Origin of the sequence: Streptococcus suis, assembly GCA_024583055.1 — a bacterium.
Lineage (GTDB): Bacteria > Bacillota > Bacilli > Lactobacillales > Streptococcaceae > Streptococcus > Streptococcus suis_V.
Genome location: CP102145.1, coordinates 536,635 through 560,159, shown reverse-complemented (window position 1 = coordinate 560,159; position 23,525 = coordinate 536,635). Strand labels below are relative to the sequence as shown.

The 23,525-nt window shown below is 42.4% G+C and carries 15 protein-coding genes and 3 pseudogenes; 17 read left to right on the top strand and 1 reads right to left on the bottom strand.

Going from position 1 to position 23,525, the window contains the following annotated elements; genetic code table 11:
- Positions 1 to 41 precede the first annotated feature (41 nt).
- From NQZ91_02710 to NQZ91_02680, 7 genes and pseudogenes are all read left to right on the top strand, one after another.
- The gene (locus NQZ91_02710) at positions 42 to 464 is read left to right on the top strand and encodes a YkvA family protein (protein UUM58805.1); all 423 of its coding nucleotides are present in this window, start codon (positions 42 to 44) and stop codon (positions 462 to 464) included.
- A 125-nt stretch (positions 465 to 589) separates the two neighbouring features.
- Positions 590 to 3,046 (top strand): DNA topoisomerase IV subunit A, encoded by a 2,457-nt coding sequence (gene parC / locus NQZ91_02705; protein ID UUM58298.1) that lies wholly within the window; start codon positions 590 to 592, stop codon positions 3,044 to 3,046.
- Positions 3,047 to 3,071: 25 nt separating this feature from the next.
- A pseudogene (locus NQZ91_02700) lies at positions 3,072 to 3,469 on the top strand (IS30 family transposase).
- Between the two features lie 33 nt (positions 3,470 to 3,502).
- Entirely contained in the window at positions 3,503 to 3,712 is a 210-nt protein-coding gene (locus tag NQZ91_02695; protein UUM58297.1) for a DUF5960 family protein, read from the top strand.
- Positions 3,713 to 3,804: 92 nt separating this feature from the next.
- A complete protein-coding gene (locus NQZ91_02690; protein UUM58296.1) occupies positions 3,805 to 4,254 on the top strand; it encodes a pyridoxamine 5'-phosphate oxidase family protein in 450 nt (149 codons plus the stop codon).
- Positions 4,255 to 4,361: 107 nt separating this feature from the next.
- A complete protein-coding gene (locus tag NQZ91_02685; GenBank protein UUM58295.1) occupies positions 4,362 to 5,360 on the top strand; it encodes a sugar transferase in 999 nt (332 codons plus the stop codon).
- A gap of 336 nt (positions 5,361 to 5,696) precedes the next feature.
- Positions 5,697 to 5,831: pseudogene (locus tag NQZ91_02680) on the top strand (KxYKxGKxW signal peptide domain-containing protein).
- Positions 5,832 to 7,951: 2,120 nt separating this feature from the next.
- Here NQZ91_02680 and NQZ91_02675 read toward each other — a convergent pair.
- A pseudogene (locus NQZ91_02675) lies at positions 7,952 to 9,547 on the bottom strand (hypothetical protein).
- A 151-nt stretch (positions 9,548 to 9,698) separates the two neighbouring features.
- Here NQZ91_02675 and NQZ91_02670 point away from each other — a divergent pair.
- The 10 genes from NQZ91_02670 to NQZ91_02625 all read left to right on the top strand — a co-directional run bounded on the left by NQZ91_02670 (position 9,699) and on the right by NQZ91_02625 (position 23,493).
- Positions 9,699 to 11,975 (top strand): MucBP domain-containing protein, encoded by a 2,277-nt coding sequence (locus NQZ91_02670; GenBank protein ID UUM58804.1) that lies wholly within the window; start codon positions 9,699 to 9,701, stop codon positions 11,973 to 11,975.
- 117 nt (positions 11,976 to 12,092) lie between these two features.
- Entirely contained in the window at positions 12,093 to 13,298 is a 1,206-nt protein-coding gene (gene secY2, locus NQZ91_02665) for an accessory Sec system protein translocase subunit SecY2 (GenBank protein UUM58294.1), read from the top strand.
- Between the two features lie 10 nt (positions 13,299 to 13,308).
- Entirely contained in the window at positions 13,309 to 14,868 is a 1,560-nt protein-coding gene (gene asp1 / locus NQZ91_02660; GenBank protein ID UUM58293.1) for an accessory Sec system protein Asp1, read from the top strand.
- Complete coding sequence (gene asp2, locus NQZ91_02655) at positions 14,869 to 16,440, top strand: accessory Sec system protein Asp2 (GenBank protein ID UUM58292.1); 1,572 nt, start codon at positions 14,869 to 14,871, stop codon at positions 16,438 to 16,440.
- Between the two features lie 2 nt (positions 16,441 to 16,442).
- Positions 16,443 to 16,997: an accessory Sec system protein Asp3 gene (asp3, locus tag NQZ91_02650; protein ID UUM58291.1), complete on the top strand. Its 555-nt coding sequence runs from the start codon at positions 16,443 to 16,445 to the stop codon at positions 16,995 to 16,997.
- The gene (gene secA2, locus NQZ91_02645) at positions 16,997 to 19,384 is read left to right on the top strand and encodes an accessory Sec system translocase SecA2 (GenBank protein ID UUM58290.1); all 2,388 of its coding nucleotides are present in this window, start codon (positions 16,997 to 16,999) and stop codon (positions 19,382 to 19,384) included. Before asp3 ends, secA2 begins: the two co-directional genes overlap by 1 nt.
- Before the next feature lie 12 nt (positions 19,385 to 19,396).
- A complete protein-coding gene (gene gtfA / locus NQZ91_02640) occupies positions 19,397 to 20,905 on the top strand; it encodes an accessory Sec system glycosyltransferase GtfA (GenBank protein UUM58289.1) in 1,509 nt (502 codons plus the stop codon).
- A complete protein-coding gene (gene gtfB, locus NQZ91_02635; GenBank protein UUM58288.1) occupies positions 20,902 to 22,233 on the top strand; it encodes an accessory Sec system glycosylation chaperone GtfB in 1,332 nt (443 codons plus the stop codon). Before gtfA ends, gtfB begins: the two co-directional genes overlap by 4 nt.
- Complete coding sequence (locus NQZ91_02630; GenBank protein UUM58287.1) at positions 22,226 to 22,405, top strand: hypothetical protein; 180 nt, start codon at positions 22,226 to 22,228, stop codon at positions 22,403 to 22,405. Before gtfB ends, NQZ91_02630 begins: the two co-directional genes overlap by 8 nt.
- A gap of 662 nt (positions 22,406 to 23,067) precedes the next feature.
- On the top strand, positions 23,068 to 23,493 hold the full coding sequence (locus tag NQZ91_02625; protein ID UUM58286.1) for a site-specific integrase: 426 nt from the start codon (positions 23,068 to 23,070) through the stop codon (positions 23,491 to 23,493).
- Positions 23,494 to 23,525 lie beyond the last annotated feature (32 nt).

Below are 23,525 nucleotides of genomic sequence, written 5' to 3'. Positions count from 1 at the left end.
AACAGTTTTTCACTTATGACAAAGAAAGTATGGAAGACAAGATGAAAAAAAGATTTTCTAAAAAACAGGCAATTGAGGAAATTCAAAAGAGATACCAGAAGGCTGAGTCACTGTTGAAAGATGATTCAAAAATGGAACCCTTCTTGGAGAAAATAGAAAAGAAAATTAAATGGATTCCCTTTTTAGCTCAGGAATTTAAAAATATTCCCATCATGATAAGTATGGTTCGAAGCTATTTGAAACGAGATTATACCAAGATTCCTAAGAGGACTATTCTCGCAATTATTTCGGCTTTAATCTACTTTCTCTCGCCTGTAGATGTAGTTCCAGACTGGATTCCATTCTTTGGTCAAATGGATGATGCGCTGGTTATAGCAACTTGCTGGAACTGGGTTAATAAAGACATTGAAGATTATCGGGCATGGAAGAAGCTGCGCTCGGCAGAAAATATAGACAAACCCTAAACAAGATGATGTTCCCATTGAGCAACGCTTTGAAAAAAGAAGATATAGATATTAATATGCTGTTACAAGTATAATTAGCAGTAAACTTTTTAACAAAAAATAAGAAAATAAGAAAAAGGAATATTATGAGTAATATTCAAAACATGTCCCTTGAGGACATCATGGGAGAGCGTTTTGGTCGCTACTCCAAATACATTATTCAGGAGCGGGCTTTGCCGGACATTCGTGACGGTCTCAAGCCCGTGCAACGTCGGATTCTTTATTCTATGAACAAGGACGGCAACACCTTTGACAAGGGTTACCGCAAGTCCGCCAAGTCAGTCGGAAATATCATGGGAAATTTCCACCCGCACGGTGACTCCTCTATTTATGATGCCATGGTCCGCATGAGTCAGGACTGGAAGAACCGTGAGATTTTGGTGGAGATGCACGGGAACAACGGTTCCATGGACGGTGATCCGCCTGCGGCTATGCGTTACACCGAGGCTCGCCTCTCGGAGATGGCAGGTTATCTGCTGGCCGACATCGAGAAAAAGACCGTGCCATTTGCCTGGAACTTTGACGATACGGAAAAAGAACCCACTGTGCTACCAGCTGCCTTCCCTAATCTCTTGGTCAATGGAGCGACAGGAATTTCAGCAGGGTACGCGACGGATATCCCGCCGCATAATCTAGCGGAGGTCATTGATGCCGTTGTCTACATGATTGATCATCCGACAGCTAAATTAGAAAAGTTGATGGAGTTCTTGCCTGGACCAGACTTCCCAACAGGTGCCATTATCCAAGGGGCTGATGAAATCAAGAAAGCCTATGAAACAGGTAAGGGCCGTGTCGTAGTCCGTAGCCGTTGTGACATCGAGCAACTAAAGGCTGGAAAGAAACAGATTATCATTACCGAGATTCCCTATGAGGTCAACAAGGCTGTTCTGGTCAAGAAGATTGATGATGTCCGTATCAACAACAAGGTGCCTGGTATTGCCGAGGTGCGTGATGAGTCAGACCGGACAGGTCTGCGGATTGCCATTGAGCTGAAAAAAGACAGCGATGAGCAAACCATTCTCAACTATCTCTACAAATACACCGACCTGCAAATCAATTACAACTTCAACATGGTGGCCATTGATAACTTTACACCGCGTCAGGTCGGCTTGCAGAAGATTTTGTCCAGCTATATTGCCCACCGCCGTGAGATTATCATTGCCCGGTCTAAGTTTGACAAGGAAAAGGCAGAAAAACGCCTCCACATTGTAGAAGGTTTGATCCGTGTCATTTCCATCTTGGACGAGGTTATTGCCCTTATCCGTGCTTCTGAAAACAAGGCTGACGCCAAGGAAAACTTGAAAATCAGCTATGATTTCAGCGAGGAACAGGCTGAGGCTATCGTGACCTTGCAACTTTACCGTTTGACAAACACCGATATTGTGACCTTGGAAAATGAAGAAGCAGCCCTACGCGAGCAGATTCAGACCTTGGCAGCCATTATCGGCGATGAGCGGACCATGTTCAATCTCATGAAGAAGGAACTGCGTGAGGTCAAGAAGCAGTTTGGCAATCCTCGTTTGAGTGAGTTACAAGATCAGGCAGAAGCAATTGAAATTGACACTGCTAGCTTGATTGTCGAAGAAGAAACCTTTGTCAGCGTGACTAAGGCTGGCTATATCAAACGAACTAGTCCACGTTCTTTCAATGCCTCAACGCTGGAAGAAATGGGCAAGCGGGATGACGACCAGTTGATTTTCTTGCAGAATGCCAAGACAACTCAGCACCTCTTGCTCTTTACCAATCTTGGAAATGTCATCTACCGCCCTGTCCATGAGTTGACAGATATTCGTTGGAAGGACATTGGTGAACATCTGAGCCAGACTCTCATGAACTTTGACACCAATGAAGAGATTATTTTTGCTGAATTGGTGGAGAATTTTGAGGAGGGAACTTATTTCGCGGTGACCAAATACGGTCAAATCAAGCGTGTGGAGCGGAAGGAATTTGCTCCATGGCGGACTTACAAGTCTAAGTCAACCAAGTATGCCAAACTAAAAGATGCAGTAGATGTGGTCATTACTGTATCACCTGTGGTTTTGGACAACATCATGCTCATGACAGAAAAGGGCTACGCTCTGCGATTTAACATCGAAGAAGTGCCAATCATCGGTGCCAAGGCGGCTGGTGTCAAGGCGGTCAACCTCAAGGATGGGGATGTGGTGGCTGCGGCCTTTATCAGCAACACCAGCTCCGTCTATCTCCTGACTCAGCGTGGTAGTTTGAAGCGGATGGCGACGGAGGAAATCCCTGTGACCAGCCGTGCCAAGCGTGGTCTGCAGGTCTTGCGTGAGCTGAAGAGTAAGCCCCATCGTGTCTTTGCGGCAGGGCCTGTTTTGACGGAAAATAGCGGAGCAGCACTTGATTTGTTCACTTCAGAAGTGGAGACGACAGATCAGCAGATTCTCATCATCACCTCTACAACGGGTCAAGTCATCGAGAAAAATCTTGCCGACTTGTCCTTGTCTGAACGGACTAGCAATGGTTCCTTTGTCTCGGATACCATTTCGGACGAAGAAGTGCTGAGTGCTCGGCAGGGGTAGGATAGGATGAAACTAAGATCAATTTTTAGAACGCCTATCAAAAGCCATCATTACACTGAAAACTAAGGGACGAAAAGCAAGTGATATTGAGGAAGCCATCAATCAATGGCTGTCTCAAGTTCCCAGTCATCTCTTTAAGTTGATTACTTTTGATTGTGGGAAAGAATTTTCCAATTGGGAGTCTATTTCGAATGCACATGACATCGATATTTTCTTTGCCGATCCAGATTGTCCTGGCCAACAAGGTCTCAATGAACACTCGAATAGTTTACTAAGACGAAACAGATGAACTTTACCGATATTTCTCAGGAGTTTTTATCAACTGTAGCTGATAAGAGAAATAGAATTCTTCGGAAGTCTTTGAATTATCAAACACCATACCAAGTTTTTCTGAGTTACTTGAAAAAGTCTAGCTTAATTTGACAATTTAGGAATATTCAGCCTTGGATACTCCTTTTGACCTTCTTGACGGATGATATTCTGCTGACAATGGCCAGTTCTGGTAAGTCCTATTTTCGTCTCAATAAGGAGGTGGCCAAGGATGGTCGGAATCATTATTTTCTGTCTCGGATAAAAATGGCCGATCCAAAGGTACTCAATCGAACCTTTGTCTACCTTGGTACGAGAGTACAGTTAAAGAGTGATTTTGTAGGTCCCAAGAGCTAGGAAAATATTCAGCAGTTTTTTGTAGGTTTACCTTAACTTTCCTAATGGAATTTGCTATAATTTAGTTAGAATGTAAGTCTAGGAGGCTACTTATGGAAGTCAAAGATGTCATGGAGATTTTGGAAGGAATGAAGCTGGGAATTTTTGCGACAGTTGATAATGCTGGCAAGCCCCATGCACGTCCGATTCATATCACAGCAGCCAATGAAGATGGTATTTTCTTTATGACTGGTTCGGAAACACATTTCTATCAGCAATTGATGGGGGATGAGCGAGTGGCAGTAACTGCCCTATCAGAAGAAGACTACTTGATTCAAGTCATTCGAATCGAGGGGGAAGCTCGTCCGGCTAGTCAAGAACTCTTGGAGAAGGTTTTTGCGGACAATCCTTATGTCCAACATGTTTACAAGGATGAGGAAAGTCGCAAGACCATGCAGATTTTCCAAATCTATGAGGGAGATGGCTTCTATCATAGTTTGACGCAGGGGCATAAGTACGTCTTTAAAATCAATAGTGAAGTCAGTCTAGCGCGGACAATCTAAGTCTTCCATTCCAGGACGCCTATACTAGTTATAGGAAATGGAAAGAAATAACAAATAGGAAGAAAAAGTAAATAATCTTCCAAATGATCTAGAGAAAGAGGTACTGAGTGAGGGTATATATAACAAATTTAAATGGACATGCGGCATCATCTACTGCCCAAATCGGACAAAATATGGTGACAGATCTTGCCATTGAGCTGGGATATCGGGAAATGGGAATTTACTCTTACAATATGGCAACTGATAGCCCATCAGAGTTAAGTAAAAGACTAGATGGAATTGTTGCAGGCTTGAGTCATGGAGATGTGGTTATTTTTCAAACACCCACCTGGAATTCGACAGAATTTGATGAACGATTGATGGCAAAACTAAAGGTTTATCAAATTAAGCTTGTTATTTTTATTCATGATGTAGTCCCTCTCATGTTTGAAAGTAACTATTATCTGATGAAGCGAATTATTTCCTATTACAACATGGCGGATGTCCTTATCGCCCCTAGTCAACGAATGATTGACCTTCTCCGTAAAGAAGGTCTCACCGTGAAAAAAACATTGGTTCAAGGAATGTGGGATCATCCGACCAAAACCCCTCAATTGCCAGCGACATTTCAACCCTTGATTCATTTTCCAGGTTCGCCAGCGCGATTTGGATTTATCAAACAATGGAACTATTCCATCAAACTAACTGTCTACTCCAATGAGGAAGGAGAATACCCTGAACAAGTAACTAGAGTTCCATATCGACCAGATGAACAACTACTGCTGGAAATGTCAAGAGGAGGATTTGGTTTGGTCTGGATGGACGATCATGACAAGGGTTACCAAGAACTCTATTGCCCATATAAACTAGGAACCTTTCTCGCTGCAGGAATCCCTGTGATTGTCCAAAGGGGAATCGCCAATCAGGAAATTATTGAGGCAAATGGTCTTGGTTTGGTTGTGGATAGCTTGGATGAAGCGGTTGAAAAAATTCAAACCATGACACCAGCTGACTATCAGGAATTTGTTACTAGAGTGAGGTCCTTTAATCCGCTGTTACGTCAGGGTTATTTTACAAAAAAACTGTTGGTAGACGCTGTCTTTAATGCGCTTTGTCAAAGTGAATGAAGTTGAGCGGAAAAAATTGACTAAAATAAAAGATGTCCGAGACAGTACTCGGGCATTTTTTGTATTGTAAAGGAATTAAAATCTAAAAGACATTATTATAATGAAGAAAAATGAAAAGTTAGTAAAAATACAGCGAAAATGGAAAAATATACATGAAAACAATTACAAAACAAACATTGTAAAAATACAGTATATTAATACTGTAAAGTATTTATGGAAATTTCAAAAAAAGTGTGCATATTACTTGACATTTTCAAGAAATGACGGTAAGATAACTATAGATTTTTTAGGACTTGGGGTCCGGGGGTCTATATTAAAATAATAGGGAGAACATAAGTGAATAAAAAAGTAAATAAAAACTTTACAGAAGTTTCACGAAATAGCCGTGTCAAGATGCACAAATCAGGTAAGCATTGGGTTCGCACGGTCATGTCCAGCATCGGTTTGTTCCGAGTAGCAGGTGGTTCTGCAGCTGAGACTGTAAAAGTAGATGGCTCAATGGTTTCATCTAAAGTAGGTGTGGCTCGCGGTTTCGCTGCAGCAGGAGCTTTGTTAGGAACTTCAGTCGTTCTAGATCAAGTTCAACCAGAACTAGTGTACGCATCGGAAGTTGCAACAACATCTACATTGGCAAGTGCTGATACAGTAACCTTGTCAGGTACAAGTTCTGAGTCAGCTAGTGAGTCTGTTTCAACAACAGAAGCAGCAAGCGAGTCTGTTTCAACAACAGAATCTGTAACAGAATCAGCTTCAGCAACAGAATCAGATACAACATCTGCATCTCTATCAACTTCTGAGTCTGTTTCAACCTCTGAATCAGTATCAACTTCAGAATCAACATCAACTTCAGAATCAGTATCAACATCTGAGTCAGTATTGTTGAGTGAAGTAGTATCAGAAGCTGCAGCAGTAGCAAGTTCAGAAACAGCGTCAGCAACTGAAACAACTACAAGTTCAGAAACTGCAACAACTGAAACTCCAACTCAAGTATTGGAACAGGTAACATCAGAAGCTGAAATCTTGGTTGACCTTGGTCAAAAAGAGTTGATAGAAGTTGAAGATGCAAACCTTGCAGCAGCAGTTGCAGCAGCACAGGTTGAAATCACAGCAGCAAAAGCAATCCTTGCAGATCCATCAGCAACTGTTGAGCAAGTAGAAGCACAAATCGTAGCTGTAAAAGCAGCCAACGAAGCCTTGGCAGCAGAACTCTTGAAACGTGATGAAGATGGCGTCTTGACAGCTATGTTGGCGGATATCAACGCTTCAAAAGTAAACGATGGTAGTGGTACCTTTAACCCAGGTGGTGTTGCGCTTATCGAGCCAAACCCTGATATGACTGATCCTCACAAGGCAGAGGCTCAATCATCAACTCAAGGAACAATGGTTGCGTCAACAACTGCTGGCTACTTGACCTTCAAGTACTACCCATTCTCAGCTTGGTATGACGGTACAGTTGGTTCAGGTAACGGTTACGGCTTGTCATCATCTAACGGTGCCTACATCCGTGCTTCTGTAGCAGAGGATCTTTCAGGAACAGTATTACTTGAGTTGGTTGATAAGTCAAATAACATCCTAGAAACCAAGACAGTTGCCCCTGGTGATGTAGTAGAGTTTACAACCTTCCAAGATTCTGCAGGTGGTCGTCCAGTTGTTGCTGAGTATGACGCAACAACGGCATCAGCTGATTCAACAGGTACCTTGAAAGTTCTCTATGATGAAAATACCCTTCAACCAAACGTACAGGTTCCAGGAGTTGTAGCTAATACAACTACTTATAAAACTGAAGCCGGAGAAGTATTAGGAACTTATACTATCGCAACTATTCCAGGATTAACAAACATTCCGTCAGATGTCCGTGACTTCCCAGGATTCGACTATGTTCGTTCTGAAAAAACATCAGTAGATGTAACACCTCAGTCTGGCATTCCGTATGTTCTCCGTGTACGCCAAGGTTATCCAACTACTAGTGAAGGTAAAGTAGGTAAGTACATTTCTTACAAGACTATTGCTACACCAATTCCAGGTACTCACAGCTATACGGAAGCAATCTACGTAGCGGATCCAAACTACACGGGTACACATGATTTCCGCTCGACTACAACTGAAGGTTTTATCAAGGTATTTGAATCATCTGTTCTTGCAAAAGGTCAAACCAATACCAACAACATGTTGCCAGCGTCATTCTTGGATACTTATACAGTAACTAAGTTGACAACAGATCCAAATGATTCTACAAAACAAGTCGAGTCAGCTCCAATCACAGATCCTGCAGAACTTGATTTGAGTACTTTGCAAGGTGTTCGAGTGATTGATGGAAAAGAAGTTGGTAATGAATGGTTTAAATTAAAACTTAAAGAGAATCCAGACTTTGTTTTCCTTTCTCGTTTCCAAATTGGTGTCCCAACTACTGGTCAATATAGACAATTACGACTTTTCTTTGGTCGTGACTTCAATCCGGATAACGTAACAGATCCAGGTGAAACGATTGACCCTGCTACAGGTGAGAAAGTTTCAGGTCTGGATATGCTCGGTATCTGGCTACCATATAGTTTCTCTTATGCAGGCGTTGAGATGACTGAAACCACTCACATCTATAAGAAAAATGAAGACGAGTACACTTCATTGTCAGAGTCAGGTTCTGAATCAACATCAGCATCTGAATCTGTAGTGGAATCAGAATCAGAGTCAGCATCAGCATCGGAATCTGAAGTAGCGTCAGCATCTGAGTCAGCATCAGCATCTGAGTCAGAAGTAGCTTCGGCATCTGAGTCAGCATCAGCATCTGAGTCAGCATCAGCGTCTGAGTCAGCATCAGCATCTGAGTCAGCATCAGCATCTGAGTCAGCATCAGCGTCTGAATCAGCATCAGCATCTGAGTCAGCATCAGCGTCTGAGTCAGCATCAGCATCTGAGTCAGCATCAGCATCTGAGTCAGCATCAGCATCTGAGTCAGCATCAGCATCTGAGTCAGCATCAGCATCTGAGTCAGCATCAGCGTCTGAGTCAGCATCAGCATCTGAGTCAGCATCAGCGTCTGAGTCAGCATCAGCGTCTGAGTCAGCATCAGCATCTGAGTCAGCATCAGCGTCTGAATCAGCATCAGCATCTGAGTCAGCATCAGCATCTGAGTCAGCATCAGCGTCTGAATCAGCATCAGCATCTGAGTCAGCATCAGCATCTGAGTCAGCATCAGCATCTGAGTCAGCATCTGAATCAGCATCAGCATCTGAGTCAACAAGTGCATCAGTATCAGCGTCTGAGTCAACAAGTGCATCAGTATCAGCGTCTGAGTCAACAAGTGCATCAGTATCAGCGTCTGAGTCAACATCAGCGTCAGTATCAGCGTCTGAGTCAACATCAGCGTCAGTATCAGCATCCGAGTCAACAAGCGCATCAGTATCAGCGTCTGAATCAACAAGTGCATCAGTATCAGCGTCTGAGTCAACAAGTGCATCAGTATCAGCGTCTGAGTCAACAAGTGCATCAGTATCAGCATCTGAGTCAACAAGTGCATCAGTATCAGCGTCTGAGTCAACAAGTGCATCAGTATCAGCGTCTGAGTCAACAAGTGCATCAGTATCAGCGTCTGAGTCAACATCAGCGTCAGTATCAGCGTCTGAGTCAACAAGTGCATCAGTATCAGCGTCTGAGTCAACATCAGCGTCAGTATCAGCGTCTGAGTCAACAAGTGCATCAGTATCAGCGTCTGAGTCAACAAGTGCATCAGTATCAGCATCTGAGTCAACAAGCGCATCAGTATCAGCGTCTGAGTCAACATCAGCGTCAGTATCAGCATCTGAGTCAACAAGCGCATCAGTATCAGCGTCTGAGTCAACAAGTGCATCAGTATCAGCGTCTGAGTCAGCATCTGTCTCAGCAAGCCAGTCTGAGTCACTTTCAGAATCAGCGTCTGAGTCAGCATCTGTCTCAGCAAGCCAGTCTGAATCACTTTCAGAATCAGCGTCTGAGTCAGCATCTGTCTCAGCAAGCCAGTCTGAGTCACTTTCAGAATCAGCGTCTGAGTCAGCATCTGTCTCAGCAAGCCAGTCTGAATCACTTTCAGAATCAGCGTCTGAGTCAGCATCTGTCTCAGCAAGCCAGTCTGAATCACTTTCAGAATCAGCGTCTGAGTCAGCATCTGTCTCAGCAAGCCAGTCTGAATCACTTTCAGAATCAGCGTCTGAGTCAGCATCTGTCTCAGCAAGCCAGTCTGAATCACTTTCAGAATCAGCGTCTGAGTCAGCATCTGTCTCAGCAAGCCAGTCTGAGTCACTTTCAGAATCAGCGTCTGAATCAGCAAGCACATCAGCGTCTGAACAAGCTAAGACAGGTTCAGTTATCGTAAACTATGTAGATACAGAAGGTAACGTTCTTAAAGATCCAATTACAGATACGCCAATTTCTCCAGTAGGTACAAGCTACGATACAACTGATAACAAGCCAAATGAGATTGTTACAGCAGACGGTACGAAATATGTACTTGTTCCATCTAAGACTATCGGTACAGAAAATGGTTCTGTAGTTGAAGGCGAAACATCAATCACTTACGTTTACCAAAAAGTAGCGAAGTGGATTCCATTGATTCCAGGTGTTCCAGCTGACGAACGTCCAACAACTGACTATCCATTTGATCCAACTAATCCGGATGCAGAGATTCCAGCAATCCCTACAAACCCAGAAACTGAGCAGCCAGTTGTACCACATGTACCAGGCTTCACACCAGTGGATCCAAATACGAACCAGCCGCTTCAACCAGTTGATCCAGAGGATCCAACGAAAGGTTACATCCCACCAACACCAGGTAACCCAGGTATTGATACACTCATTCCTTATGTACCAGTTGAAACAGCTAAGACAGGTTCAGTAGTTGTAAACTATGTAGATACAGAAGGTAACGTTCTTAAAGATCCAATTACAGATACGCCAATTTCTCCAGTAGGTACAAGCTACGATACAACTGATAACAAGCCAAATGAGATTGTAACAGCTGACGGTACGAAATATGTGCTTGTTCCATCTAAGACTATCGGTACAGAAAATGGTTCTGTAGTTGAAGGCGAAACATCAATCACTTACGTTTACCAAAAAGTAGCGAAGTGGATTCCATTGATTCCAGGTGTTCCAGCTGACGAACGTCCAACAACTGACTATCCATTTGATCCAACTAATCCGGATGCAGAGATTCCAGCAATCCCTACAAACCCAGAAACTGAGCAGCCAGTTGTACCACATGTACCAGGCTTCACACCAGTGGATCCAAATACGAACCAGCCGCTTCAACCAGTTGATCCAGAGGATCCAACGAAAGGTTACATCCCACCAACACCAGGTAACCCAGGTATTGATACACTCATTCCTTATGTACCAGTTGAAACAGCTAAGACAGGTTCAGTAGTTGTAAACTATGTAGATACAGAAGGTAACGTTCTTAAAGATCCAATTACAGATACGCCAATTTCTCCAGTAGGTACAAGCTACGATACAACTGATAACAAGCCAAATGAGATTGTAACAGCTGACGGTACGAAATATGTGCTTGTTCCATCTAAGACTATCGGTACAGAAAATGGTTCTGTAGTTGAAGGCGAAACATCAATCACTTACGTTTACCAAAAAGTAGCGAAGTGGATTCCATTGATTCCAGGTGTTCCAGCTGACGAACGTCCAACAACTGACTATCCATTTGATCCAACTAATCCGGATGCAGAGATTCCAGCAATCCCTACAAACCCAGAAACTGAGCAGCCAGTTGTACCACATGTACCAGGCTTCACACCAGTGGATCCAAATACGAACCAGCCGCTTCAACCAGTTGATCCAGAGGATCCAACGAAAGGTTACATCCCACCAACACCAGGTAACCCAGGTATTGATACACTCATTCCTTATGAACCGGTTGAAACAGCTAAGACAGGTTCAGTAGTTGTAAACTATGTAGATACAGAAGGCAACGTAATTAAAGCACCTGTAACAGATACGCCAGTATCTCCTGTAGGTACAGATTACGATACAACTGATAACAAGCCGAAAGAGATTATAACGGCTGACGGTACGCGTTATGTACTCGTTCCATCTAAGACAATCGGTACAGAAAATGGTTCTGTAGTTGAAGGTGAAACTTCAATCACATACGTTTACCAAAAAGTTGCGAACTGGATTCCACAAATCCCAGGTGTTCCATCAACCGAATACCCAGTGATTCCATATCCATTCGATCCAAACAATCCAGATGTACCAGTGACACCAACTCCTGATACGGTAATCCCTTATGTACCAGGATATGTGCCAGTGGATCCAAATACGAACCAACCACTTCAACCGGTTGACCCAGAAGATCCATCTAAAGGGTACATTCCACCAACACCATCTACACCAGGAGTAAATACGCTTATTCCGTATATCCCAACTCCAATTCCTACCCCTACCCCATTGGCACCTAAGCCAAACGGTTCAACTGAAGTTGTTCCAAATCCAGATAAACCAGTAGACAAAGCAGATGCTATAGATAAACTGCCAAATACAGGTGAGTCTAATTCGATACTTTCAAGTGTATTAGGAATGGGATTGCTTCTTGGAGCAGCAGCTTCGGCTAGAAGAAGAAAGGGTGAGAAGTAATCATCTCGCCTCAGATAAAAACGAAGTCATCGAAAGATGGCTTCGTTTTCATAATGGATGAATGATGCGAATTACTGCGGTTTGTGATAAAATAGAAATAAAAACTATTGAGGTTTCATGAGAAAAATGTTACGTTCTAGTCTGATGCAACGCATACTTTGGACTATATTAATTCTATTTATTTATATGTTGGGGAAGTATACGCCTATCTCAACTTATCCAAACCAATTGAGCCAAGATCAGACTGCCTTGGAAATGACCTTGAATAGTTTTGCTATGGTCACTGGTGGTGAGTTTTCCAAACTGAATCTCTTCTCACTTGGCTTGAGCCCTTGGATGACCAGTATGATTTTATGGCGGTTTGTTGGTTTCTTGAAATTAAACGCGGCATTTACACAGTTGCAAAACCATTTGTGTCAAGCATTTATCATGTTGGTTGTAGGGCTTATTCAAGCCTTTGGCTACTTAGCGGTTATGCCGGTAACATCAGTTTCTAACTATGAACGTTTGGGAACTATCGTCATCTTAATAGCTGGAACCTTTGTGCTCATGTGGTTAGGGCAATTAAATACGGAAAAAGGTTTAGGAGGCTCCTCGGCCATCATTGCTGCCAGCATGATACTAAGTTTTATCATGAGCATTTCTGCCATGACAGATGGTCGTCTGGCTAACCCAATGGTCATTGCTCTTTTTGTATTGGCGGCACTATTTCTGGTCTTTATTGCAGTGCTTGTCTATAAGGCAGAGTATCGGATTCCTACCAGACGGATCATGCTCAATACTAACCTGTTAAAATCATCCTATATTCCGATTCGGGTGACTCCAGCAGGAGGTATGCCCTTTATGTATGCAATGACCTTGATGACCTTGCCAGTATTGCTGTTACAAGGCTTGATAGCCGTGGTACCGCAGTTAGCAGGGTTGCGAGGAATGGAAGGCAGTCTCTCAGTGAGTGAACTACCAGGTATCTTGCTGTATACTGGCGTCCTCTTTATCCTCTCATATGGCTTTGCATACTTTAATATGGATCCGTCAGAGGTTGCAGAAAATATGCAAAAGAGTGGGGATTACATTGAAAATATCCGTCCAGGAAAGGCAACACAGGCCTATTTGACTCGTTATCTAAACCGGATGGCCTTTGTGGGTGCTGTTTATACCTGTATGATGGGAAGTTTGCCACTCTTTCTGGTGTGGTATTTTAATGGTGAAACTGGTCTTGGTATGATGGTTAACAATATCTATATTGTGACGACGTTGATGCTCACCATTGTGGAGCAGGTTGATATTATTCAATCGTGGAAGCAGTACGAAGACATAATTTAAAGGAGAAGAAATGTATTATTTTGTACCGTCTTGGTATGGGGAACAGAATAAATGGGTTGCCGATTCACTAGTCTGGTACCGGACGATTGAACAAGTGAGTTTCGATGATACCATTAATCAGGTGAAAATGTTTGAAACGGTTGATGAGCCAGCCAGTCTGATTTTATTGGGCTATCAACCACAATTGCGCTATTTTTTCCATAAACAAGGCTTGCACAAGGTCAGCTATTGGTCTTTTTTTGATGATATTCAAAATGTGCACCGTAGCCAGCAATCTGCTGTCCACTTCAAGGAGTTGGACTGGCCTAGGGGTACAGAATTCATCTATTCACCTTTTGCCGTTATTGCGCAACGAGAAGGGAAGCTACTGGCTGAGATTCATTTTGCAGAAGATGGAAACTTGCTCTATATTCATTTTGGAGCATCGGAAAAAGAAGAGCAACGGTATATTTTTGATGATCGGGGCTTTCTGTCAAGTTTAATTATTTACGAAGATGGTCACCCTGCCTACCAAGATTTTCTCAATTCAAATGGAGTTTGGCAGGTGAGGGAATGGTTTGGAGCAGAGGACCATCGATTGGAAATCAATCCCTTGGCTGATAAGAACATGGAGAAATCCTTCTACTCTTCCTGGGAGGAGTTGATTTTGGAGCGCTTGCGGGTTTTCAAAGGTCAAGTGGTTGAGGAGGATGATATTTTTGTCATCACTGCCAATAAACAGCATACAAATCTATTTTTACAGACTTTTCCGCAACACCATAAAATGTTTTCATTTTTTGGTCAACGCTTTGATTGGAGTGATAAGATCCTCTTGTCAGCTATTTTGCGCCAATCGCAGCATGTTTTGGTAGATACGGATTCAAACGAAGAAAGACTCCTGCAGTTTTGTCAGTTCGAGGGTCTAAAAGAAGTAGAAATCCATCGGATGACTCCTTTTGATACCCGCTTGAGGCTGGGGCAAAGTCAAAATATCCGCGAGATGATTTTCTACTGTTTGGTGGATCACCTAGAAGGTGTTGACGGCGTGGTTGATTCGCTCTTGCAACTGCTTGCTGGGAATCCGCTCTTTCAGGTTTGCTTCGTGACCTATAATCGCTCTTATCCATTACAGAATTTAGAGCACCGTGTGATTGAAAAAATTCACCAAAAATATGAACCAAATCAATTTTTCAAAGCTGCAGCGGGGCCAGGGGAGAATCAGGTGGATGAATCAGATTCTTTTGAATTAAAGTCAATTCGTTTCGAATTACTTTCAAATGAGAACCAGATTATTCAGGAGTTAGATAGTGCTCGTCTGGTGATTGATTTGTCACCGCAGCCAGATTTGTATACGCAGATTGCAGCCTTGAGTGCTGGTATTCCGCAAATCACAGCAGTAAAAACAGACTATGTTGAGCATAAGGAAAATGGTTGGGTTTTGAACCATCCACGAGATTTGGAACAAGCAGTTCAGTATTTCTGTCAGGGATTGGCCAATTGGAACCGTTCTTTGGTGAAATCGGTCGAAATGATGAGCGATTATACCAGCGGAAATATGGTAGAACAATGGAAGGGATTTTTCGAGAGTTAAATGGGAAAATTAAGAATTGTACAAATTGGAGAGTCAGATTGGTCCCAATCTCTTGAATTACCTCAAGAGATCGAATGGTTCTATGCAAGGGAATCTTCCATTTCAGATTTATTGGATATTTGGCGTGAGGCAGGCTTGATTTGGGATGATGAATCCGTAGCAGGTCCGGTTATGCGCCGACCATTTCAGCTCGCCGGTTTATTAGTGACCTCGCCAGTCAAAGAAGAAAGTTTACAGGTCTTTCAAGATTATTTGGACCCCTATGCCACTTTTTTGGATGAAGAGGGTAGGGTCCTGGAGCAGACACAAGATGGATTTGTTCGTGCCATGCGTCCACAAAACTTGCCATTACTCAGTTCACGAATGGAAAAACTTCAATTTTTAGCAAAAAACCTTTTTTCAGGACAGTATGGGGCGAAGCTAAAAGTGTCAGACATCGATATCCATCCTCAATTTTCTGGGTCTGTTCAATATGATGGTCATGTTGGGGTCGAGTTTTCAGGTCATTTTGGAGAGGACTATTCTCCTTTGTTTACTTTCCGTTATAATTTGGTGGCGGAAGAGGCACGGCTTGAAATTTGGCCAGAATATATCAAAACGGGTCCCCTCTCTTTACGATTTGAGATTGTTTCTATTCGATTGGGAAGTGTTTCAGATGTGATGGATCGTTACTACCTGTACGAAGAGGATTTTACAGAACCTGTACAGTTGCCAGAATTGGAAGGGATTGGATACTATTCTATCTCGGTCTCTGCCAAGGGTGAGGGAAGTCTTAAAATGGGGCCTTGTCACTGGCGTCGGTCTCGAAATGGATTGGGACGGTTTATTTTAGGCGGTCAGCGTATGGTGGATGCAAAAAGGCAAGAAATTTTCTCTTACTTCCATCCAGGCGATCTCAAGCCACCACTTAATGTGTATTTTTCGGGTTATCGTCCTGCAGAAGGTTTTGAAGGTTTCTTTATGATGAAGAGTTTAGGAGCTCCCTTCCTTCTCTTATCTGACCCCCGTCTGGAGGGTGGATGTTTCTACTCGGGAACGGAGGAGCTAGAGAGCCAGATTGTCGCTGTGATTCAGGAGAGTCTTGACTACCTTGGTTTTACCAAACAGGAGTTGGTCCTTTCAGGATTGTCGATGGGAGCTTTTGGTGGTCTTTATTATTCCGCTATGTTAGAACCCCATGCGGTTATTGTAGGAAAACCCTTTACCAATTTAGGTGATGTGGTTACTAACTTGAAATTAAAGCGACCAGATGAGTTTGAGACCAGTGCAGATATGTTACGAAATGTCGTAGACTCATCTGAAGATGATCAGATTAAGGCCTTTAATTTGCGTTTTTGGGAAAAATTTTCTCAAGCAAATTTGGAAAATACTAAATTTGCGATTGCTTATATGGAGCAGGATGACTATGATCCTTTGGCGACCATACGTCTCATTGACTTTTTGGCGGAAGAGGATGTGCATATTTTTGCAAAAGGCTATGAAGGTCGACATAATGATAATAGCATTTCGATTAACAAGTGGTTCATGACCCAATATCAGCGGGTTTTATCGCATGATTTTGGAAGGAGTTAATAGTGGAAAAAAAGCTAATTGATCGCATTTACTGGGGTGATGTAGCCAGTCACTCAAATTATCTTTACGGATCCAGTATCCGTTTTGTCGATCGAAGCGTATATTTTGAAAATCCTTATTTTGCGGCGGGAAAGGCTATCAAGACATGGCAATCCAAAACCAACTACCAAGCCCATCGTGTGTCGCCTTCCCTACCCATTTTGGTGCCAGGAGAAAGTTATACAGTATTGAAGGAGTTTTCTTCTGTACCAGAGGGGACTTGTTATCTGCAATTGCGGTATTTTAATCGGCAGGATGAACAGATTGGAACCGAAATATTGAGGGATGAAGATGATTGTTTTGTCTTTCCTGAACAAGCCTATTCCTACTCGATTAGTTTGATGGGGGCAGGTTGTCACCATTTGGTGTTTCATTCCCTGTCCTTGTACGGTCACACAGGTGCAGGTGAACTGCAACTGGAGGATGTTCCGAGTCGAAAATACTGGGAGAAGATTCTTCCCGATTCGCTACACCTTGTAAAAAGTCTCATTCAAGTTGTAAATGATGAAGGAGTGTAATGAATAAATTATCAAGTTCAGCAATTCTTAATAGTATGCGTCTGGCCGGTATTCGTCGTTATGCACGAAAGGTCAACAAGTTACGGACCTATTATTCTGAAATGACAGATGAAGAACTACAAGAACAAACCATTTTATTTAAAAAACGGCTTTTGGAAGGCGAAGGTTTGGACGACTTGATGGTGGAAGCCTTTGCTGTGTGTAGGGAGGCCTGTTACCGCATTTTAGGGAAGTTTCCCTACGATGTGCAGGTGATGGGGGCAATCGCCTTGCATCAGGGCAATATCGCTGAGATGAAGACCGGTGAAGGTAAGACATTGACTGCCACCATGCCTCTCTATTTAAATGGCTTATCTGGTAAAGGTGCGATTCTGGTTACAACCAATGACTACTTGGCCAAACGGGATGCTGAGGAAATGGGAGAAGTTTATCGTTTCTTGGGACTCACTGTTGGGGTTGGAGTCTTTGAAGAGGGTTACGATCCAGATGTTGAGGAAAAACGAGCTGTATACGCTGCCGATATTACCTATACAACAGGTACAGCCTTGGGCTTTGACTACCTCATGGAAAATTTGGCATCTTCTATCGATAATAAATTTATGCGTGAATTTCATTTTGTTATCGTTGACGAAGCGGATGCCGTCCTTTTGGATATTGCGCAGACGCCCTTGATTATCTCTGGAAGTCCTCGGGTGCAATCCAATCTCTTTGATAGCTGTAACCAGTTCGTATTGACCTTGAAAGAGGAAGTGGATTTCTATTTCAATTTTGATAAACGAGAAGTTTACTTGACAGAACAAGGGATGGCAGCAGCTGAAAAATATTTTGCTATTGAAGATCTCTACGATGAAACGGCTTGGGAATTGAACCGGCAGATTAATTTGGCCTTGAGAGCTCATTATATATACCGTCGTGATTATGACTATATTGTTCATGATGATGAGGTAAAATTGTTGGACAACCGTTCTGGGCGTATCCTAGAAGGAACGCGGCTTCAATCGGGTATCCACCAGGCCATTGAATCCAAAGAAGGGGTGACCAAAACTCAGGAAAACCGTGCCATGGGTTCGGTTACCTATCAAAGTTTGTTCAATATGTTTCCAACTTTGTCTGGTATGACAGGTACGGGTCGAGAAGCAGAAGACGAACTCATCCGTACTTATAAAGTTCCAGTCATTGCTATTCCGACCAACCTTCCGATTCAACGGATTGATTATCCTGATAAAGTGTATGCCACCCTGCCCGAAAAAATCATGGCAACAATGGAAATGGTCAAGGAATTGCATGAACAAGGCCGGCCAATCCTCTTGATTTCTGGTTCTGTTGATGTGACCAAAATTTATTCACAATTGCTCTTGCAAGAAGGGATTGCCCATAACACGTTGACTGCAAATAATGTTGCAAAAGAAGCCTTGATCATTCAAGAGGCTGGACAATATGGTATGGTAACCTGTGCAACAGTGATGGCAGGCCGAGGGACAGACATTAAGCTTGGTCCTGGTGTAGCAGAGCTAGGTGGGTTAGCCGTTATTGGAACTGAGAGGATGGCAAATAGCCGTATGGATGGCCAATTGCGAGGGCGAGCTGGTCGTCAGGGAGAGCCAGGGATGTCACAATTCTTTGTTTCCCTAGAGGATGAGCTATTGGTAAATTTTGGACCTGAGTGGGTCAAACGCTACCTAAGAAGATACAATCAAACTGAGCAAAAACGGTTTGGACAAGCACTGAAGGGGAGACGATTTCGTTCCATTATCAAGACCGCCCAAATTCGTTCAGAAGATATGGCTATCCAATCTCGGCATTCAACTGTTCAATTCGATGAAAGTATGCGAGTGCAACGGAATAAGATTTACGATTTACGCAATCGGCTGATGCAGGATGGAGGCGGTTATGAGGAGAAGATTCAACTCATCTTTGAAAAAACCATCCAGGAATTTCTGGATGCCAACCCCCAGCCAAGTCGCCATCAGGTCAGACGGTATATTTTGGACAATATCACTTACTCCTTTAAGGCATTTCCGAAAGGATTTTCGACCGCCAATCAACAAGAGGTGGCAGCATATTTGCAGAAGTTAATCCAAAAAGAACTGAACTTTAAAAAGACTCATTTTCAGTCGGAAGAAGAATTGTCAGAGTTTTATAGGGTATCCATCTTGAAAGCCATAGATGAGTGCTGGGTTGAGGAAGTGGACAGCTTGCAACAATTAAAAGGAGTAGTGAATACGCGTGTTTTGGCTCAACGGAATAACATGTATGAGTACTATAAAGAAGCCTTGCATTCCTATGGAAACATGACTCAAGAAGTACATCAAAAGATTGCAAGGAATATCCTATTGAGTACGATTGAAACCCTGCCAAATGGGAAGCAGTCTGTTTATTATGTATAAAAAGGATGAAGAATGACAATATATAATATAAACAAAGGAATTGGTTGGGCAAGTAGTGGCGTGGAGTATGCCCAAGCCTATCGAGCAAGTATCTTTCGAAAACTAGGTCTTGAAACGAAATTTATTTTTACGGATATGTTTCAAAATGAAAATATTGCTCACTTTACCAAGAATATCGGTTTTGAAGATGAGGAAATCATTTGGTTGTACAGCTTTTTCACGGATTTGAAAATGGCGCCAACAACCTACCGATTAGAGGATTTTCAAGCTAGTTTACATACAACGGTGGAAGTGGAAACTCATACTGCAACAGCGATTCGTTACCGTTATACAGGACAGGACGCCCATGTCATCGCCTTTTTCAAAAAAGATGATCCAACTGTTGTCCAGCGTGTCGAGTACCTGAGCAGGGGGAAATTGATCCGCAAGGACTATTATAGCTATACGCGCATGTTTTCGGAGTATTACGCACCGGATCAAAACACACCAAAACTCTATCGGAGAGTCTTTTATAATGAAAATGGTAGTGTTGCTTATGAGGAGAATTGCTCGGATAAAAAGAGTCTCTACCGTTTTCCAGATGCCTTGCTCTATTCGAAAGAAGAGTTGATCGAACGCATGTTGCAGCAGTTGCATCTTGGGAGCCAGGATATCCTCTTGGTGGATCGTTCGACCGAGATTGGTCAAGCTGTCTTACGGAATAAAGGAGATGCCAAGGTAGCGGTTGTCGTACACGCGGAGCATTATAGTGATGGGCATGTGACAGAAGATACGATTTTATGGAATAATTTCTATGAATATCAATTTACCAATGCTGGGGCAATTGATGCCTTCATCACATCGACGGATGCCCAAACGCAGACTTTGGCTGAACAATTCCGCTATTATCAAGGACAGGCGCCAAAGGTGATTACCATTCCCGTAGGAAGTTTGGACCAATTAGCTTATCCTGAGCAAAGTCGCAGACCATTTTCAACCCTAACCTGTTCTCGTTTAGCGACGGAGAAACATATTGATTGGTTGGTGAAGGGAGTGGTGTTGGCTCGTGAAAGTTTGCCAGATCTGGTTTTTGATATCTATGGAGAAGGTGGCCAACGCGGTCATCTCCAACAGTTGATAGAAGAGCACCAGGCTCAAGATTATATCCGCTTGAAAGGCCATCAAGATTTGAAGTCTATTTACCAGAATTATGAGGTGTATTTATCAGCCTCTACGAGTGAAGGTTTTGGATTGACCTTGATGGAGGCAATTGGCTCTGGTCTAGCCATGATTGGACTGGATGTGCCCTATGGCAATCAGACTTTCATTGAGAATGAGAAAAATGGGTATTTGATACCTCGTTTACGTCCGGATGCTGCGGATGCCTATGCGAAAGCCTTTGCGGAGAAGTTGATTGCCTTCTATCAGCAAGCTGAGCAAACAGAATCCTTCCACCAGGCTTCCTATCGACGAGCAGAGGACTTTTTGACAAGAAAATTAGAAGAGAAGTGGATGGCATTCATCCAGGAGGTTGCCAAGTGATAACTATCTTAGATCAATTCAATAGGGAAGCAAAAGATTTACATCATTCATTGCAAGTTTCTGGTTTTACCGGCCCAGTCATTGTTGTACAGGATGATGGTTTTCTTCCTGATGGAGTGCTTTCTGCCTATTCGTATTTCTGTGGCTTTGGAGATGGCGTTGGGAAGCCCTTGTACTTTAACCAAGTCCCTGTTCAAAATTTTTGGGAAATTACAGGAACCAGTCGTGATGGTGAGATTTGGGACTATGATGTTTTGCGGGGTAAAATTTTCTTTGCTGAGCCAAGTTATAGACGATTGGTTAAGGCGGTTGATTGGATGGATCGAGCAGGCAAAGTTCGGTATACGGATCACTACAATCGATTTGGAAATTTATTTGCTCGGACCAGTTTTAATGAGCAGCAAGTAGCCAATACCAAAAGCTATTATGACAGCCAAGGAGTGGAAGTCATTGTGGAAAACTACTTGACAGCAGACATTATCTTGAACTGGCAAGGGCAAACCAGACTGTTTCCGGATAAGGCTTCATTCTTCCGTTATTTTTTGGAAGTACTGGGTCTAGAGACAAATCGTGTATTGTATAATTCGCTCTCTTATCCATTTTTCATCACCTATGCTTTACAAGGACCTGGGGAAGATATCTTGTTTTGGCAGGAAGGTTTGAATGGAGCAATTCCAGGAAATATGCAATTGAAACTAGCCAAGACAAGTCGAAATCAACGCATTTTGGTACAAGATAAGGCAACTTATCAGCAAATGCTAGACTTGCTGCCTGAGGAACAAAAAAGTCGCATCTCACACTTGGGGATGATTTACCCAGATAGACGGGAAAATAGGGGAAGTAAAAATGTTCTGATTGTGACCAATTCGGACCAAATCCAGCATTTTGATTTCCTACTAGACTCCTTGCCAGATTATCATTTTCATGTTGCTGCCTTGACCGAGATGTCAAGTCGCCTGATGCAATATGGGACTCGAAATCAAGTGACTCTCTATCCAAATGTTCGCCAGGATGCCTTGACCAATTTATTGGAAACCTGTGATATATATTTGGATGTTAACCATGGAAGTGAAGTAGAAGGAGTTGTGCGCCGCGCCTTTGAATACAATCAGGCAATTTTTGCATTTGAAAATACGGCACATAATCGTCATTTAACTTTGCCAGAAAACATTGTGCTATTTAGTCAAGCCAATAAAATGATTGAGGGAATCAAGCGCTTTGTAGACTCTCCTAGTGACTTTATCGTAAAACAACGTACTGGACTTGGACAAGAGACTCAGGTAGCCTATCAAAAGGCCTTGGGTGAAGAGGTAGAGGTCAATGGCTAAAGAAAATCCTTTATTGAAAAAAGACATCGAGTCACGCATTCAAAATGCTCGCTATGTTGAACCTAAAAAAGAGAAAAAACGGAAACCATTGGTCTACATTATCTTGATTATTATCATGACGCTTGCTGTTTTGTTCTCCTTGTTGGGGCAGTTACAGTTCCTTTTTCAATAAGCAGTTAAAGATTGAGATAGACTATAGGAGGGAAAATGCGAGACGATTTATGGTCCATTGATTGAGCTGGATTTCTACAATTGAAGTTTGGGAAAGTATTAGACACTTGGACAAGAAAATACCGAGAAAACTCTGCTGAGCTTCCCCTACGATTTACAAGGTAGGAGATCCAATGGTCGTCTCAAAGCTAGGAATCTAGAGGGGATGTAGCTTGAGGAATAGTATGCTTATCTATGAATGGAAAAATCGATATAAAAGACAATAAGGACACTGTGAGAAGAGTACGCCTCTAACAAGTAGTGGAGCGGTTGCAAGATTATTCTTTCAAATAGTTAGTAATGATAAAAAGTTCGTTTTTGACAATATTAACCTGGTCATTCATGATTATTGGGATTCAACCACTGTCTGTGTTTTTCATTCTGACCAAGATTTTCAAAATTATAATTAACAGTATCTTCGAACTTAAGGTCACAATCGTTTAACCTTTTCTCATTCGAGCATGAGAAATTGCTGTGATTATGCAGGATGTGAGAATTTCCTTTCTCACTTGAAAAGCGAGTCCTTGAGGTAATTTCAGACTAAGAATAGGGAAATCCTCGTCAAACAAATCATAGAATTTATCGACTGGAAGAATAATCACAGACTACAAAAAATGAAAAGGTATGACTCCCTTAGAATTTAGGGAACGAGTTTCCATTCGTAATAAAGATTTTCAAACACATATGACAACCCATCCATCAGAGGCATTTTGGGAAAATGATTATCTTTTTAAGACGGAGTACGGTTCACCAATTACCTCACAAAGTTTTCGAGCGATATTGACACGAATCAATAAAGATTTACGAAGAAACTGTGAAGCTCGGTATGGTTTTAAATGGAATAAAAACGTTGTGCCACATAGTTTCCGTCATATTCACATTTCAGCTTTGAGAAATAATAATGATGTACCATTAAAAGAAATTCAAGTGAGAGTTGGACACGTTGAAGTAGAGACAACAAATGGATATACACATCTTGAAGTTGGGACTCAGGAAAAATCAGTTCAAGCAATCACAACTTATTTTAATAAGCTTGATTTTGCCCAATAACTGCCCATTTCTTATAAATAATATCAAGTTAG